Origin of the sequence: Mesorhizobium sp. Cs1299R1N3, from assembly GCF_037179625.1 — a bacterium.
GTDB classification, from domain to species: domain Bacteria; phylum Pseudomonadota; class Alphaproteobacteria; order Rhizobiales; family Rhizobiaceae; genus Mesorhizobium; species Mesorhizobium salmacidum.
Genome location: NZ_JAPYKQ010000025.1, coordinates 36,127 through 51,549, shown reverse-complemented (window position 1 = coordinate 51,549; position 15,423 = coordinate 36,127). Strand labels below are relative to the sequence as shown.

The 15,423-nt window shown below is 60.4% G+C and carries 7 protein-coding genes and 2 pseudogenes; 3 read left to right on the top strand and 6 right to left on the bottom strand.

Annotation, left to right across the window (positions count from 1 at the left end; translation table 11 throughout):
- Positions 1–774: 774 nt before the first annotated feature.
- Together O7B34_RS29685 and O7B34_RS29680 are read right to left on the bottom strand one after the other, a co-directional pair.
- Positions 775–1,246 (bottom strand): annotated as a pseudogene (locus O7B34_RS29685) (methyltransferase family protein).
- Positions 1,247–1,304: 58 nt separating this feature from the next.
- Complete coding sequence (locus O7B34_RS29680; RefSeq protein WP_337149339.1) at positions 1,305–2,201, bottom strand: NAD(P)/FAD-dependent oxidoreductase; 897 nt, start codon at positions 2,199–2,201, stop codon at positions 1,305–1,307.
- Positions 2,202–2,308: 107 nt separating this feature from the next.
- On the opposite strand from O7B34_RS29680, the gene O7B34_RS29675 reads away from it, so the two are divergent.
- From O7B34_RS29675 to O7B34_RS29665, 3 genes are all read left to right on the top strand, one after another.
- Positions 2,309–2,956, top strand: a complete 648-nt coding sequence (locus O7B34_RS29675) for a TetR/AcrR family transcriptional regulator (protein WP_337149337.1) — start codon at positions 2,309–2,311, stop codon at positions 2,954–2,956.
- A gap of 1,057 nt (positions 2,957–4,013) precedes the next feature.
- The gene (locus tag O7B34_RS29670; RefSeq protein ID WP_337149336.1) at positions 4,014–4,922 is read left to right on the top strand and encodes a tyrosine-type recombinase/integrase; all 909 of its coding nucleotides are present in this window, start codon (positions 4,014–4,016) and stop codon (positions 4,920–4,922) included.
- 2 nt (positions 4,923–4,924) lie between these two features.
- Positions 4,925–6,118: an IS91 family transposase gene (locus O7B34_RS29665; RefSeq protein WP_337149335.1), complete on the top strand. Its 1,194-nt coding sequence runs from the start codon at positions 4,925–4,927 to the stop codon at positions 6,116–6,118.
- A 472-nt stretch (positions 6,119–6,590) separates the two neighbouring features.
- Here O7B34_RS29665 and O7B34_RS29660 read toward each other — a convergent pair whose 3' ends face one another.
- From O7B34_RS29660 to O7B34_RS29645, 4 genes and pseudogenes are all read right to left on the bottom strand, one after another.
- A complete protein-coding gene (locus O7B34_RS29660; protein ID WP_337143153.1) occupies positions 6,591–7,727 on the bottom strand; it encodes a beta family protein in 1,137 nt (378 codons plus the stop codon).
- Positions 7,728–7,731: 4 nt separating this feature from the next.
- Entirely contained in the window at positions 7,732–9,036 is a 1,305-nt protein-coding gene (locus O7B34_RS29655; protein WP_337143152.1) for an XRE family transcriptional regulator, read from the bottom strand.
- Positions 9,037–9,597: 561 nt separating this feature from the next.
- Positions 9,598–9,762 (bottom strand): annotated as a pseudogene (locus O7B34_RS29650) (DNA repair exonuclease); the annotation flags it as partial.
- An 82-nt stretch (positions 9,763–9,844) separates the two neighbouring features.
- The gene (locus O7B34_RS29645; protein ID WP_337143151.1) at positions 9,845–15,346 is read right to left on the bottom strand and encodes a DUF3320 domain-containing protein; all 5,502 of its coding nucleotides are present in this window, start codon (positions 15,344–15,346) and stop codon (positions 9,845–9,847) included.
- Positions 15,347–15,423: the final 77 nt, after the last annotated feature.

The window sequence follows — 15,423 nt, the reverse complement described above, 5'->3', positions numbered from 1 at the left end:
GGCGGTCTTACTCTCAATCTTGGTCATGGTGGCGTTCCTTCGCGGGAATCAGGTGACGTTGAACATCACCAGCCTGCCATGACCGCCCTCTCTCAGCGAATTTGCAGAACTCTCAGCACACTACCCAATGGCGCCGACCTTGTGATTGCCACCCTCAGCATAAGAAGCGTGATGAGCGCCGATTGGCGTCTCACCCAGCTCCCGCCCGTGTTCCGTGCCCGGTTGTTTCGAGGAGACCGAGAGAGGCTATCGCTATGTCAGGCCACATCCGCTGCCCTGGCTGGTCGAGGCCCTCAACGGCGTCGAGCGCGCTAACTTCTTCGAGCAGCGCGACCGAATATTTGAAGGCCACCAAGTCGCGAAAATTGGAGTGGGCCTGACGGCGCATGGGCGCCGTTCGAAGAGCGGGGAGACGCCCGACAGAGCGGCATATCTGCGGGTCGCCTAGAATCCATCGACTGCTATCGATGGCCCAGGATTCGCCGAATGTCCTCTGCTATCCGATACTACTCCACGGTACTCCCCTCACTCCCACTCGATTGCTCTAAATCTAGTTAAGCCATTGACATATCCAGGTTTTTTATTCGTTGCCGCGCAAAAAGCCGACCCATGGGCCGTCATAACGTTACAGTTTTGATTTCAAAGGGAAAAATAGCACGAAAATTTTTGTGCGGTTTCGGCATCTATCGAAGTCGATCGCCTTTCCGGACCCACTGATCGGCCAAAGACGCCCCTCAGCGAGAGGAGGCCCCGCAGGCAGCAGCTGCGGAATAGTCAGAGCCAGCGGCGAACCTCGGCCTTGTGGCGGCGGTAATCGTCGCCGAACTTCGCTCCGAGATAGTGCTCCTCGCGGGCGATCACCTGCGTCTGGATCGCTATCAGCACCGACGGGAGCAAGGCGAAGGCGATCGGCCCGTCGAAGCCGATCGCAAGGCCGGCATAGATAAGTGCCATGCCGAGATACATGGGATTGCGGGTCCACCGATAGGGACCGGTCGTTGCTATGAGGGTCGTTGGCAGCGACGGCGGAACGTTGGTGCCCAGCCGCCGGAACAGCCCCGCCGCCGCAAGCATTATCGCCGCGCCGGCAACGAACAGCAGCGCGCCCGTCGCGACCAGCAACCGCCAGTCGATGCCGAAAGAGCGCAGAGGACGAACCGCTCCACCGCCAGCCCTAACAGCAGCGCTCCCAGATAGATGAGGGCGGAGGGAAGCGCACACCCGCGCTGTCCGGTTCGACGGCCATGTTCATCCTCCAATCAGTGCTATCTATGCGCGGCAACCGGAGACGAGAATCTCTGATGTCAAACCAGCATCGACTGCTGGGCGAAGATACCCGCCATCGCGCCGTGCGATGATGCCAGGGTGACCGATGGCGGCGTAACGGGGTTGGCGAGGTCGCCGGCGGCGTAGATGCCGGGCGTGCTGGTCTCGCGGCGCTCATCGACCTTGAGGATGATGCCGAGGGGCGTATCGACCGTGGCGAGGCCCAGTGATTCATGCAGGCTTGCGGACGGCTTGTTGCGCGGATGCGCGAACAGGATGTCGACCGCGACATTTGGGCCGGAATCGAGCTTGACGGTGGCGTTATGGCCCCCGTGATGAGCGATCTCGATGATCCGGCCATCGACGACAGGCGTGTTGCGGCGCGTCAGATCGGCCCGGATATCGGGCGGAATGTCATGACCATCGGCGAAGACCGTCAACCTGTCGGTCCAATCGTGGAACAGCCTGACCTGATTGTGCGACTGCCGGCCGGACCAGACGAGGCCCCAATGCTGGCCGGCGACTTCAAAGCCGTCGCAATAGGGGCAGGGCACGATGGACTTGCCCCAGCCTTCGGCAAAGCCCGCAACATCAGGCATCTGGTCGGTGACGCCATAGCTCAGGATCAGGCGACGCGCCGCAAGGCTTTCGTCATCACCCGTGAGGACGGAGAAATCGTCGATGGCGCCGGAGATGCTGTCGGCCCGGGCATTGACCAGCTTGACGGTGGGATAGCGGGCCAGCTGCTGCCGCGCCTCGGCCAGGATGTCCAGCGGTGGCTTGTGATCGTGGCCGAGCAGACCATGCGAGTGGCCGGCGAAGCGGTTGCGCGGCAGGCCGGTATCGAGAACGGTGACCTTGCGGCGGGCACGGCCGAGTTGCAGTGCGCCAGCGAGACCGGCAAAGCTGCCGCCGATGATGATGACGTCATCCATGGTGATGAGCTCCGTGTTGTGGCCAGGCTGGGGTTGGCTTGCACATTTTAGAAACTGCGTGGTATCATAATTCAAGAATTAAGATACTGTCAAGGACTGGAATTGTCGTGACTGAAAATAGCCGGGGCCGGCGCGGCCGGCCCGCCAACGAGGCGCTTGGCCAAACCATAGTCGACGCCGCGGGCGAACTCTTTGTTGAATTGGGTTTTCAAGCGACGACATTGGACATAGTCGCTCAGCGGGCGAAGATATCCAAGCTCAGCATCTACAGGCACTTCGAGAACAAGGAGGCCCTGTTCAGCGCGGCCTTTGCGGCCCGCTGCCATCAGTTAATACCACAGGCCCTTTTTGAAGACGTCGACGGTTCGGCCGAAGATCAGCTCATGGCGGTGGGATCATCCCTGCTTCGCACGCTGTTGCGCCCGGGCGTCCGCAGCGTCGAAGCCATGGTCATGACCGACAGGACGAATCAACCGTCGTTGAGCAAGCTCCATTACGAAGCCGGCCCCGCCCACATCATCGCTCAAATCGAGGCCTTGCTGCGTCAGTTGCACGCGAAGTCGCTTCTGAACGTGCCCGATCCTCTCCGGTCCGCCCGCTTGTTTGCCGCGCTTTTCAAAGGATGCGATCTCCTGATGATCGCACGCTTCGATCAGGCGAGAGCAGAGGACGACAACGAAATCGAATCCTATTGCCGATCGGCCGTCGCCATGTTCATCGCCGCGCACGGTGGCAACGACCACGCGGGCGGATAAGCATTTGATTGCTCCTGGCTTGGCCGGGACCGTGGTCCAGGCGCTTCGTCATATTGGGCCGGCGCGCCGCCGAGCTGCACAGATCGCGGCACCTCATCTTTCTCCCAACGATAAAAAGACGCTCGCATTTACCGCGGTCCAAGCGCCCGCCTGGATACGGTCAACGCTTCTCTCCATCGCAGACCCGGCAGCAGTCGGGACAACATTCGATAGGTGATGCGACGGTGCCATCCGACGATATGCGATCGTGTCCGGAACATCGTCGGTACCGCAGCCCAGAGCTGAAACTATGTATGTCGATAACTAAAGTACCGTCAGCGCAGAAATGTCATGCTACAGGGCATTTTCGTTATATATTCAAAGCGTTGATACGCAGAAAAGTACCGTCAAATTCTAAAAACGAATGACGGTACTTTTTAGAATGCTCTGTCGGATACGAAAAACACCGTCAAAAGTACCGTCAGTGTGATTTGCTACAAGCTGCGAGCCGCGCCAGGCGCTCCGATAAACTAAACGATTTCAATGACTTGATAGGTTTGTTCGATTCCGTTGATAATGTGCTCTGGCCAGCAGTCTGCCCTGCCCGCAAATCATTGTATTTTCTGCGAAATACTACGTTAGAGCCGCTTATCATCGCCGTTTCCCTCACTCCCACTCCATTGTTTACGATCATCCTTTGTTATTGATTTTACATAAGATCTTGTGCGGCAATTCGCAATTTACCGTCAATTTTACCGTTAAAAAGGAGCGCTTTTGAAATCGCTGCATAAATGTGCTGCGGTGCGCTGAATGCATCTGTGCGGCTCGATTGTCTCCAAGACCGTACGTCATCGCACTCGGGGCGATCCCTTTTGTGGATGTGCCATCCCGCAAAAGGAGCCGATAAGGCCTGTTGCCGCGGGTATGAGCTCGGCTGGTTTGAGGCCGAAGAACGAACCCGCTGCGCGGGAGGGCGCCTGCGGTTGACGTAGCGGTTACGGGCCGGGCGTCGCGCTCGCATTGAGCGTCGTCCGGCAGCGGCAGAGCATGACGGGCTTCTTCAACAAGGAGCCTGACCATGACCCACCCCGCTCTCGATGCACCGATCAGCCCACTGCGCCAGCGGCTGATCGACGACATGAACATGCGGCGTTTCTCCCGGGAGACGCAGCGCAACTATCTCCGCGACATCGGACGCCTGGCGACATTCCTCGGGCGTTCGCCGGACACGGCGACCGCCGACGACCTGCGCCGGTTCCAGATCGAGCAGCAGGAGGATGGCGTCCCCGTGCCGACGATGAACAGCATCGTGTCGGCGCTGCGCTTCTTCTTCGCCCAGACGCTCGACCGCCCGGACCTGGCGCGCAGGCTCGTCCGGCTGGCGCATCCGCGTAACCTGCCCGTGGTGCTGAGCCGCGATGAGGTTGCCCGGTTGCTCAACGCCACCACCTGCCTCAAGCACCAGGCAGCGCTCTCGGTCGCCTATGGCGCCGGCCTGCGTGTCGCGGAGGTGTCGATGCTGAAGGTCGCCGATGTCGACAGCGAACGCATGCTGCTGCGCGTCGAGCGCGGCAAGGGCGGGCGGTATCGCAACGCCATGCTCTCGGAGGATCTTCTCACGCTTCTGCGTGAGTGGTGGAAGGTCGGACGTCAGCAGGGCGTGATGCACCGCGACGGCTGGCTGTTCCCGGGGCAACATGCGATGAAGCCGATCAGCACGCGTCAGCTCTATCGCATCGTCGTCGAGGCGGCACATGCCGCCGACATCGCCAAGCGGGTCGGGCCGCACACACTGCGCCACAGCTTCGCCACCCATCTTCTGGAGGACGGCACCGACATCCGGATCATCCAGGTTCTGCTCGGGCACGCCAAGCTCAACAACACCGCCCTCTACGCCAAGGTCGCGACCCGGACGGTGAGAACGGTCACGAGCCCGCTCGACAAGCTCGGGCTGTTCAAGCCGGGAGAGATCTCGCCCGACGGCTGAGCGTGCGCGCCTCGATCGAGGTCGCCGACATCTTCCGCGCAGCAGGGCCCGCCTACCGGGTCGCTCATGCCGGGCACCTGAGCCTTGGCCAGCTCAAGGTCATGTCGGCGATCGAGCACTGCCGCACCGCGGCGCTCGGCGGTCACGTCGAAGCCTGCGAGGACTGTGGCCAGTGGCGCATCGCCTACAACTCCTGCCGCAACCGGCACTGCCCCAGATGCCAGGGCGCGGCGGCACGGACATGGCTGGCCGAGCGCGAGGCCGACCTGCTGCCGGTCGGCTACTTCCACGTCGTGTTCACGCTGCCGGCCGAGGTCACCGACATCGCCTTCCACAACAAGGCGACGATTTATGACCTGCTGTTCAAGGCGGCATCGGAGACGATGCTGACCATTGCGGCCGATCCGAAGCACCTCGGAGCCAGGATCGGCATCACCGCCGTCCTCCACACCTGGGGCTCCGCGCTGACTCACCATCCGCATGTCCACATGATCGTGCCCGGCGGCGGCATCGCGCCGGAAGGCAGTCGGTGGGTATCGTCACGGCCGGCCTTCCTGCTCCCGGTGCGCGTGCTCGGCAAACTGTTCCGCCGGCTGTTCCTGACCCGTCTGGTCGCGCTGCACGACGCCGGGCGGCTCGCCTTCTTCGGATCGATGGTGCGCCTCGCCGAGCGACGGGCATTCCTGCGCCACCTTGCTCCCGTCCGGGGGAAGCGCTGGGTGGTTTACGCCAAGGCGCCGTTCGCGGGACCGGAAGCGGTGCTCGCCTATCTGTCGCGCTACACGCACCGGGTCGCCATCTCGAACCGGCGCCTGGTCGCCTTCGACGAGAGCGTCGTCACCTTCCGCTACAAGGACTATCGCCGCAACGGCGCCGACCGGCAGCAGATCATGACGCTTGCCACTCACGAGTTCATTCGTCGGTTCCTGCTCCATGTCCTGCCGCGCGGCTTCCATCGCATCCGTCACTACGGCTTGCTCGCAGGCGGCTCTCGCAAGGACTGCCTCGCGCTCGCTCGCCAACTCCTGGACGTCGCCGCGCCGCCCGATGACGATAACCTCGACGATCCGGACAACTTCCGCCCGCCGTGCCCTTGCTGCGGCGGACGCATGATCGTCATCGAGGTGTTCGAACGGTGGAGGCAACCGCGCGGACCGCCGGACGCAACGGCGACGAACCGGGAGAACGTCCCATGACCCGGCATGGCATGGTCGAACCTTCAGCTGCAGGCGCTCAGCCGCCGGCGACGGATCCACGCGTCCATGGTGACTACCGTCGCCGAAAGGCGCGCGTCCGGACCTGCGCCGAGCCGGCAACATCGTGCGGAAGCGCAACAATGCGGCATGTCCGTATCAATCGCGACGCTTCCCGGAGACGGTCGCGCCACCGCTGACATCAGCCGGAATCCGAAATCCCCATAGAAATCGACCTGTGGCCCGCGGGTTCCTTCCTCGGGGACTTTCGTACGCCTGCCAGCGCCCGAAACTCTTCACGTATCCGGACGGTCGGCTTTTGAGCAGCGCTAGGCGGTAAGCTGCCGTTCGAGTTGACGGTCATCGGCCAAAGCTTGCCTCGTCAGCTATCGACCCCTTTCTCGGCCGTTCCATAGTCGCTAACGGCGCCCCACAAGCCGCCGGCGCGCGATGCTACATCGGAATCACGTCCACATTAGATAATTGACAGCTGATCGGTTGGGTCGACAAAAGTTGTCTCAGTGAACGTCATCCCCTTGATGCCGCCTATGTCGCGGACCACCTGCGTAATGTGGTGGGTCGTGTTGATCTCGCGCCACGTCGAGCCATTACCTGGTCCGTCCCACCCCTTAGCGGTCTTGAAAATATAGTCGTCGGCCGAGCTGAAGCCCCGCCCGGCGAACTTGCCGCTCCTGAGGATGCGCTCGCAGACGCCGCGCATGACGGCCTCGGCTTGGCCCGCAGCCGAGCCGCGGACGACAAGCCAGCTGTCGGAGGTAGTGTACCGGTAGTGCCGGATCGGGATCCCACCGGAGTTCTTTCTGAACTCGAACTTCGCGCAGTCGGCTCCGTAGTCGCCAAACATCAAATGCTCGGGCGAGGTCCCGTCTAGCTTGATCGCCTCCTTCCAGGCCAGCCACTCGTTGCGGGGAATGATTGCGTTGCCATCCGCCTCTGCCGGATTCGACTCAGGATAGTTCGTCCCTTGGAAGATCACATGCCGCCAGCGGCCAATGCCTTGTAGATCTTCAAGGGCGGCTTGCGCGATGTTGGCCACCGCGAGGGCGTCGGAGAAGTCAGCGTCCGAGAAGTCCGCTAGGATGGCACACTTCTCCGGAGTCACGCCAAGCCGGGACATGGCCGAGGCCAAGCGACCGGCGAGCTCGCTGTCGATCTCGCCGGATTCGACCCGTATCGCGACCCTCGTTGCACCGTCGGTCGCCAGGGCCAGCCGAAAGGCCGCCATCCGAGGCCCGATGGCGTCTTCCAGACTCAGGATGGGGATCGGCTGGGCATGGGCCTTACGCGCCACGTCGAACATCCTGGGCAGCCACTCGGCGCACTCCGCCTCTCCGAACTCCGGGAACAGGAAGCGCACGTCGAGGAAGGCGTCACGCATCTTCCAGTGATCGGCGATGCGGCGCCCGGTCTCGTGGACGATTTCGTCCTTGGTAAGGAGACGGTGCTTCTCCGGGTCGCGCTCCTTGGGAGGAGGAACAACGAGACGCGGGACGATCTTATCTGCCACGTCGGGGGCGAGGCGCTGCAAGCCGCGATACTCGCCCTGCTTGAGGCGAAGTGCCGGGACGTAGATGGGGCGAGTGCGAGCCATGGGTCTAGCTTCCTTTCGAGGGCCCGATCAAATGCTTCCTGACCGCGCCTCTCCCGATCGAGTTCGAGAAGACCGCGTAGTTTCCCCTCTCTTTTTGTATCCTGCCAAAGACGATGGCAGGATTTATCCCCAGCTCCTTCGCGAACTTCTCGACTACTGCGGGGGACTTCGTGATTCGAGCCGGTGATCGCTTCCAGCGCTCTTCGGGGATAAGCACGTTGGAGGCGAACGAGTTCGCCTCCTCCTCGATCTCGTCGACGTCGGTTGTGTCCGTGTCGTCGAAGAAACCTGTGCGGAGGCCGGTTCGGTAGTGGAGGATGACGTGCCCGACCTCGTGTAGCAACGTGAACCAGAAGTTGTCCACCGTGTCTCGCCGCAGCGTCAAGCCGATGACCGGCACGCTTTCCAACAGGAATGCGGCACCATCCACCTTCATCCCGGGTATCTGAGGCTCGGCCACCAGTACGATCCCCTTGCTCAGCAGAAGGTCGCGCGCACGCGCCGGTCCATCTCCGTGCTGGCTGAGTCTAGCCAGTTCCATGAGCCAAGTTATGTCGAGCGGGCGATAGGCTACGGCGTGGGCGCTGATGATCTGCTCGGCGCGGCGGGTCACCCGCGCCTTCCAAGCCAGCACCAGGAGGTCCTCAGAGTGGTCTTGCACATTCATGCCAGTTCGCAGCAGAGAAGGGCTGCCGTACTTTAGGATGTGGTCCGACACGTAGCGCTGAAGATAGTTGAAGCTTTCCTCTTCGGCCACAATCTCTGGATCATCATCCCCGAACCAGCCGTTGGTGCGAGCGTGCTTCAGTACCTTCCTAACCTCGGCAGCAGAGACATCGCGTGCTATGTTCCAGCCGCCGCCAAACCAGTTGGATAGGCCCATCTTCCAATCGACGCCCAAGAACCTCGCTACGCGTCGAAAGTTGGCGAGGCTTATGGATCTGTATCTGTCGGCTTCGTATCTTTGAATTTGCTGCTCTTTTAGGCCCAGCTTTCTTGCCAACTCCTTTTGCGTCAGCCCACGCGCAATACGAGCGACTATTAGCGTGAGGCCGGGGTCGTTCTCGGCCCGACGCTCAAGGTCTTCAAAGTCCCCGGCCTTCGCCGCCTCATACGCCTTGACCAGAGCTTCGAGCTCTCCTCTTTCGGCTTTGATGGCGTTTCGGAAGCCGTCAACCACCTGAGGGGGCAGGCCGGCGACGATCGGTTCGAACGTCCGTGCCGATGATAATAACTCATCGAGCTCGGAAGTCATTTCTCGAGCGTTGCGTGCTTCCCGTTCATTAAGAATCACCGAAAATTCCGTCATGCCCTCAACTACACAACAAAATCGTTGTGTTCAAGATGGAGGGCAGCAGAGAGGTCATCGGCTTGTGAAGAACGGTGTTGAACCCTCATAGCAATCGCATGAGGGTCAATCGGACCCAGCATGAAGCCAAGGCCATTGAGCAAGGGCTTGTCGCGGTGAGCATGGCGCCGATGCGCCCCGTTTGGGATGGTGGCGCCGCAGTAGGACAGGGCGATGATGGAGCGCGCCGAACGGCTACAACTGGGTCGGAAACCGCCATCGAGATCGGCCCTCCGCTTAACGGCAGCTATAATCCTCGACGCTCAGAAGCGGAAAGTCTTGTATCAGCCTCAAACCAGCCGAGCTCGTCCCTTTTTTGGGATAGTGTAGAGACACACCTTGCATTGAAAATCTAGTCCTCTTCCTGTTCCGAGGTTCGCCAGACCAATGAGGACATGATGGAACATCACGGCGTATTCTCCTGATTGGTGGCTCGGGTGATCAGACTTCCGAACCCATGGCTCCAGCGACGATTTCCCCAGCCGCACGACTGACCGGGCCGGCGAGAAAAGGCCTGACGTGGACCAGCGCATCCACGCGTTCCTCGAGACACAAATCCACTATGGAAACGAAGGCTTGGCGGCTGGCATCACCCACGAGCTCCGCGAGCTCGAGATTTCGCAGCGCAAGCGAACGCAGCGGTGAATCCAGATGGATGTCGGCGGTGTGAACAAATCGAAACGCCATTCAGCCTCCAACCAAGGACAGACCTCGTCCCAGGTTCGTCAGATCTAGCGAGGGCAGCCGCCCCCGCATTGACGGTGATGTCTCACTGACCGTATGCGCCGTCGATCAGCAATCCGTCTTGGTTTCGCAACAATCCGTTCGCGACGGCACCGGCAACCGCCGTCGAAATCAATTGCCTCAATTGAGCGCTTGTGGCTTTGAAGCCCAACATCCTCGAAACGCTCGTTGCGATTTCGTCCTCCGTCGCGCCGAGATTGGATCTCACCACCTCGATTGCTCCTTCAGCAACTTCCTCCGACGAGATCATTTCAGGCTTGCGCAATCCAGAGGACATCACACCACTACGGTCTCGCAGCCGGATAGAGGCGCCGGGCTTGAAGCAAAAGTCTCCTCGCCGTGCCACTGCTCCCCGAGATTCGGCGACAACAAGGCCGCGCTCGATTGCGTCCTGGATTCTGCCGCCGGCCCGCTGCAGGCCCCACGCATCCCGGATTCGTGAGACCACCTCGTCGAGATGGATCGGAGTCTCCGCAGCCACGACTTGCTCGACCATCCCCGCCAGCAGACCGGTGGGCGTCTCGTGTAGTTCAAACTGTCCGTGCGGTCTCTGTACCCTGGCTTCCGCGTAGGCTCGGTCTGGCGCCGCGGCTCCGTTCGTGGTTTCCAAGCCGATTTCTGTGATGTTACCTCTGTCTACCGTCACGACCTGTACTGCAGCGGCACGGCTTCTCTGATTTCCCAACTCCGCACGTTCGGCGAGTTCTCTCGTTGCGGCCTCGATCGCTGACACCGTCCGCTCAAGCTGTTCACGCGGACGCTGGAACCAATCAGCACTCCAAATGCGATGAATGATCCAGCCATGGTCTTCGAGCACAGCCTGGCGCAGCCGATCCCGATCCCTGGCGGAGCGTGAAGAATGATATTCAGCACCGTCGCATTCGATGCCCAGCAGATACCGCCCTGGCCGCTCCGGATCAGCGACGGCCAGATCGATGAAGAAGCCTGCGATGCCTACCTGTGCATGGACCTGAAAGCCTCGCTCAATCAATGCATTGGCTACCTGTTCTTCAAAGATTGAATCCATCTCCCGGGTCGTCGTCTGCGCGAGCGAGATGCGTCCAGTCCTCGCGTAGTGCAAAAAGAGCTTGAAGGCGAAGACCCCCTTCCCCTTTCCGCGCTCAAGGTCGATGTCCTCATCTGTTATCGACGCGTACACCTCACAGGCACGCTTAGCCCGGCTTATGAGGACGTTGAGGCGACGCTCGCCGCCTTCCGAACCAAGTGGGCCGAAGCGCATGGCCATGTAGCCCTGGGCGTTCTTGGCATATCCCACCGAGATCATGATCACGTCCCGCTCGTCGCCTTGAACGTTCTCCAGGTTCTTGACGAAAAACGGCTCACTCGGATGGGCGTGGAAGAAGTCTTCCGTATCGGGATTCAGCCGTCGTAAGGCTTCGAGCTCATCTTGGATGGCACGACGCTGGCTAACAGAAAAAGTCGCAACGCCCAGAGTCTCTTGCGGATTCGACTTCGCGTGACGGATGATCGCTTCCGCTACGGCCCGCGCCTCGATCGGGTTCGTTCCGGTACCACCTGAATCGAACACCCCCTCAGGCACATGATGGAACCGCAGCCCCATGCCGGCCTCCTGGGTATAAGGGCTCGGCACGATGAACAGCCGGTTCTCGTAAAACTGGCTGTTCGACACGGCGATTAGCGATTGATGTCGGCTGCGGTAGTGCCAGCGAAGCATGCGCTGCGGCAAGCCACGGGCCGTGAAAAGCCCGAGGATACTCTCGATGTCAGCGACCTGCGCACCTTCTCCCTCGTCATCTTCAGATTGCGAGCCTGTCATCTTCGCAAAGAACGTCGTCGGCGGCAGTTGGCGTTCATCGCCCACGACGACCACCTGGTTCGCCCTGGCAATTGCGCCGAGTGCGTCGACCGGCTGAATCTGAGACGCTTCGTCCATAACCAGGAGGTCGAACGACATACGACCGGGCGACAAGAACTGCGCCACCGAAAGTGGGCTCATCATGAACACTGGCTTCAGCGCTTGGACAGCAGGCCCTGCCCTCAGCATCAACTGCCGGATAGGCATATGGCCTCGTCTGCGCGCCATCTCAGATCGAAGCAAACCGACTGGCCCCGCTCCGCCATCCCTTGAAGGGATCTTGCGATGATGCGCGGTCACGACCTCGATGGCGCTAGCCTTGATCCTTTGTCGGTCCAAATCTGCAAAGTCGCGAACAGCTCTGGAATGGAGCTCGCCGTCAAACCTCCCGAGCTCTGGCTCCATATTCACCATCGCCGCCAGCATTCTCTCGTAATAGGCCATGTCGAAGACCGATCGCGCCGATGCGGTCGGAACTTGGCCATTGGCCAGGCCGTCTATCAACTGCCCTAGTCCGGCCTTTCGAGCATTGTCCGATCGTTCTTCGTAGGCGACCCATTTCGAGAGCTGTTCCTGATGCCCGACCCAGCCCTCCAATCGAGCAATCAACTCGGCAATCACGATATCCGAGAAATCGCCTACTCCGAAAAGAGACGAAGCATCTGCTTTCAAATCCTCCGCAAGCGCCTTCAATTGCAGCGCTGCTGCCTGCGTCGCCTCTCGAGTAGAACGAGCTGAGTTCGCGATCTCGGCTCTCTCAGGCAAACGGGCGACTAGATGTCGGAGTGTGCTATTGCTTTTCAACCAGAGCTCGGCCTGCGTAAGCGCGGCCCAGTTGGATCCTCGCCCGAGCCATGACGAACCGAATGCGGAAATGCCAAGACCTTGAGCGGCATCGATCTCTTGAGCGAGCTTTTGTAACGCGCCCAGTCGCCGGACGAGCTCCACCCGGTCGGATAACTGATCAGGCACGCTGGCCAGAACGTCTCGAGACGCTTCGTCCGCTTGTGCCACGGAACGCGCCTTCACTTCCATCAGCTTCAGTGAAGCCCTTTCGGCGGAAGCCACATCACCCAGCATGGACGGCGCAAGGTGGCCGAGATCGTTCCAGAAACCCTCGATCAGCGGTCGGCCGATATCGATCACCTTGCGAACTCGTAGCGCCCGCGCCCCCGCTTCGGAGCGTTCTGCCATCCGTCCGGCAATAATTCGAGGTTCCGACCCAAGCCCTCTTAGCGTGCGCATCCATTCCACTAACGCTAAGAGCGGTGCCGAAGATGATCTCTCACCCCGCCAATCTGCTCCGAAGGCGGAACGACCAAAGGCGTCGCCATCACGAACCCTTGCGGCCGCGGCCTGCCCCTTCATCAGCAGGTCTAGGAGACGCACTATCTCTGTCGACGGCGCGTTAGGATCGACCAGAAGGGATCGCACAAGTGCTTTGGCGCGACGGTAGTCGCCGCTCAATGCCTTCAACAGTCCGGTATGAGTGGCGAGGGCCTGCCTTGTCGGCGCTGCGTCCATCTTCCAGGCAGCATCGACAACCCTCCCTTTCAGTTCTGCTTGGATCGCTTCAAGGATCGCGACGCTCTCGGCAAGCTCAGCCGCTTGTTCAAGTCCGGAGTCCCAGACGGTCGCAGCAAACGCTTCGGGGCTTGCGTCGGGTGCAGCCGCAACTCTCTCCCCCGTCACAATTAATCTAACGAGCCCTGCCAGCGTGTCCGGCACAGCCGTCGACCCCAGCTCTTGGTTCAACCTCTCCGCTTCATCCCGCAATCGTGGGAGCAGAACGGTCAGGTGGTGCGCGCGAACAAAGCCGTCTTTCGCAAATTCCGATGGCAGGTTTGCAAGGTCGGTCTCAAGATCTTCAATTGGGGTGTCGATCGCCGTCGCGGCCAAATGCTGCGAAACGTCTTCGAACTTGCGGGCGAAATCCGATCCTGTCCAAAGAAGCGACGAGATCTCTTTAGGCTGGGCATCCCACACCGGCGAGACCAACGCGTCGGCGGGAAGCTCTGGTGCGGACGCGAGAAGTTCTGCGCGATCTTCTATGTCGCCGCTGTCGCTGAGAATTTGCGGGGGCCCGGCTTCTATCCGCGCGGCGATGTCGATCAATTTGGCCTGCACGGCCTTCGCTTGATCTAGCAAAGACCCGATGCGCGGGACGAGCCGCTCGACGGTGGTTGGCAGAACGACATCCAAGCCAACACCTCTCCAGGGATGGTGGATCGGCAATCCAATTTCGTTGATGCGTTGAGAAACCTCGTCAAGCAGCTTCCGGCGTGCCGAAACGCCATCACTCGTCCAATCGGTCGCACCTTCAAGTTCGATATCTACGGGTTTTTGCCCGTTCTGCCTGAGGCGGGTCATCTGGCCGAAAACTTGGTAGGGCGTCAGGGCGGATGCGCCCAACGGGACATGCATCCGGTCGGCATGAGCATTGAGCTTATTGCGCGCCTGCAACAGTTGATCGGGGAGCGCAGACGGGAATTGTCCTTGAGGCGATCCGAGCTGCCAAGTACGACGCAGCTCCTCCAGCATCATGCGCTTGTTCGCCTTGTTGCTATGGAGCTCCAGGCAGGCATCCCCTACCCCGGCATTGTCGAGGCGACGCTTCACGACCTCCAGCGCGGCCATTTTTTCGGCCACGAAAAGCACGGTCTTACCGTCCGCAACGGCTGACGCGATAACGTTTGCAATCGTCTGCGATTTTCCTGTCCCGGGCGGACCTTGGATCACAAGGTCGCGACCCTTCCTGACATCATGGATCGCGAGCGTCTGGGAACTGTCGCTGTCGACGATATGCAACATCTCCGCAGGCGCAATGTGCGGATCAATCGCGATATCGTCAGACATCAGCGGTTCGCGTGCTTCAAAACCATCCGAAAGGAGCGAGCGGACCTTCGCTTGTTCGATGATCTTGGAACCCTCGGGCCAGATCTCGGGATCAAGATCTCGGTACATCAAGAACTTCGCGAACGAGAAGAAGCCTAGCACCATATCGTCCCGGAGCACCTCCCAACCCTCTTTTGTTGAGACTGCCTCGGCCACGGCATCGAGATACTTTGCGGCGTTGAAGTCATCTCCCGCATCGAAGCTCGGCATCGCGAGCTTGTGCATGCGATCAAGATAGAGCTCGAGGGAGAGGTTTGCGCTCTGATCCTCCGGTCTGCCGCGTAGCCGGAACTTTTCCCCAGCCGTACCTCGCTCGAGACGGACCGGCACCAAAATGAGCGGAGCTTGACGGATGTTTTCCTTGTTATTCGGGTCAATCCACCTCAGCATCCCAAGAGCCAGAAAGAGGATGTTGACGCCCTGCTCCTCTTCTAGCGTTCGCGCATCGTGGTACAGATCGAGCAGCCTGCGTTGCAAACCGGTTGGGGTCATGCGAGTCTGAAGCTTGGTGTCCGAATGTCGCGAGGACACACCCCTATCGTCCACCTCGTCGTCTTCGGGCTGAGCAAGGGAAATCGGCGAGTAGTCGATCTCGTTATCCGCAGTGGCACTCTCTTGACCGGCCTTTGGCCTATCCGGCTTACCGGCGAGGAAGGTAAAGGCCTTACCTTCATTTACCAGCAACCGATAAATCTCGGATGACCGCTCATCGACGACGTCGATGGTTTTAGCGCTTTTAGAAAAACGCGGAACGTTCAAGAGTCGGTTGCGCGCGGAAAGGTCGAGCAGCTCCATCCTGGCGCGCTCGAGCTTCTCCCTTAGCGGTATATCGCTTTGGAAGACTGACTTTTCGGATTCTGACAATTATGCCC

Excerpts from the sequence above, each read along its gene's own strand:
- O7B34_RS29680 (WP_337149339.1), bottom strand. The coding sequence starts at position 2,201 with ATGGATGACGTCATCATCATCGGCGGCAGCTTTGCCGGTCTCGCTGGC.
- O7B34_RS29670 (WP_337149336.1), top strand. The coding sequence starts at position 4,014 with ATGACCCACCCCGCTCTCGATGCACCGATCAGCCCACTGCGCCAGCGG.
- O7B34_RS29660 (WP_337143153.1), bottom strand. The coding sequence starts at position 7,727 with ATGGCTCGCACTCGCCCCATCTACGTCCCGGCACTTCGCCTCAAGCAG.
- O7B34_RS29655 (WP_337143152.1), bottom strand. The coding sequence starts at position 9,036 with ATGACGGAATTTTCGGTGATTCTTAATGAACGGGAAGCACGCAACGCT.
- O7B34_RS29645 (WP_337143151.1), bottom strand. The coding sequence starts at position 15,346 with ATGGAGCTGCTCGACCTTTCCGCGCGCAACCGACTCTTGAACGTTCCG.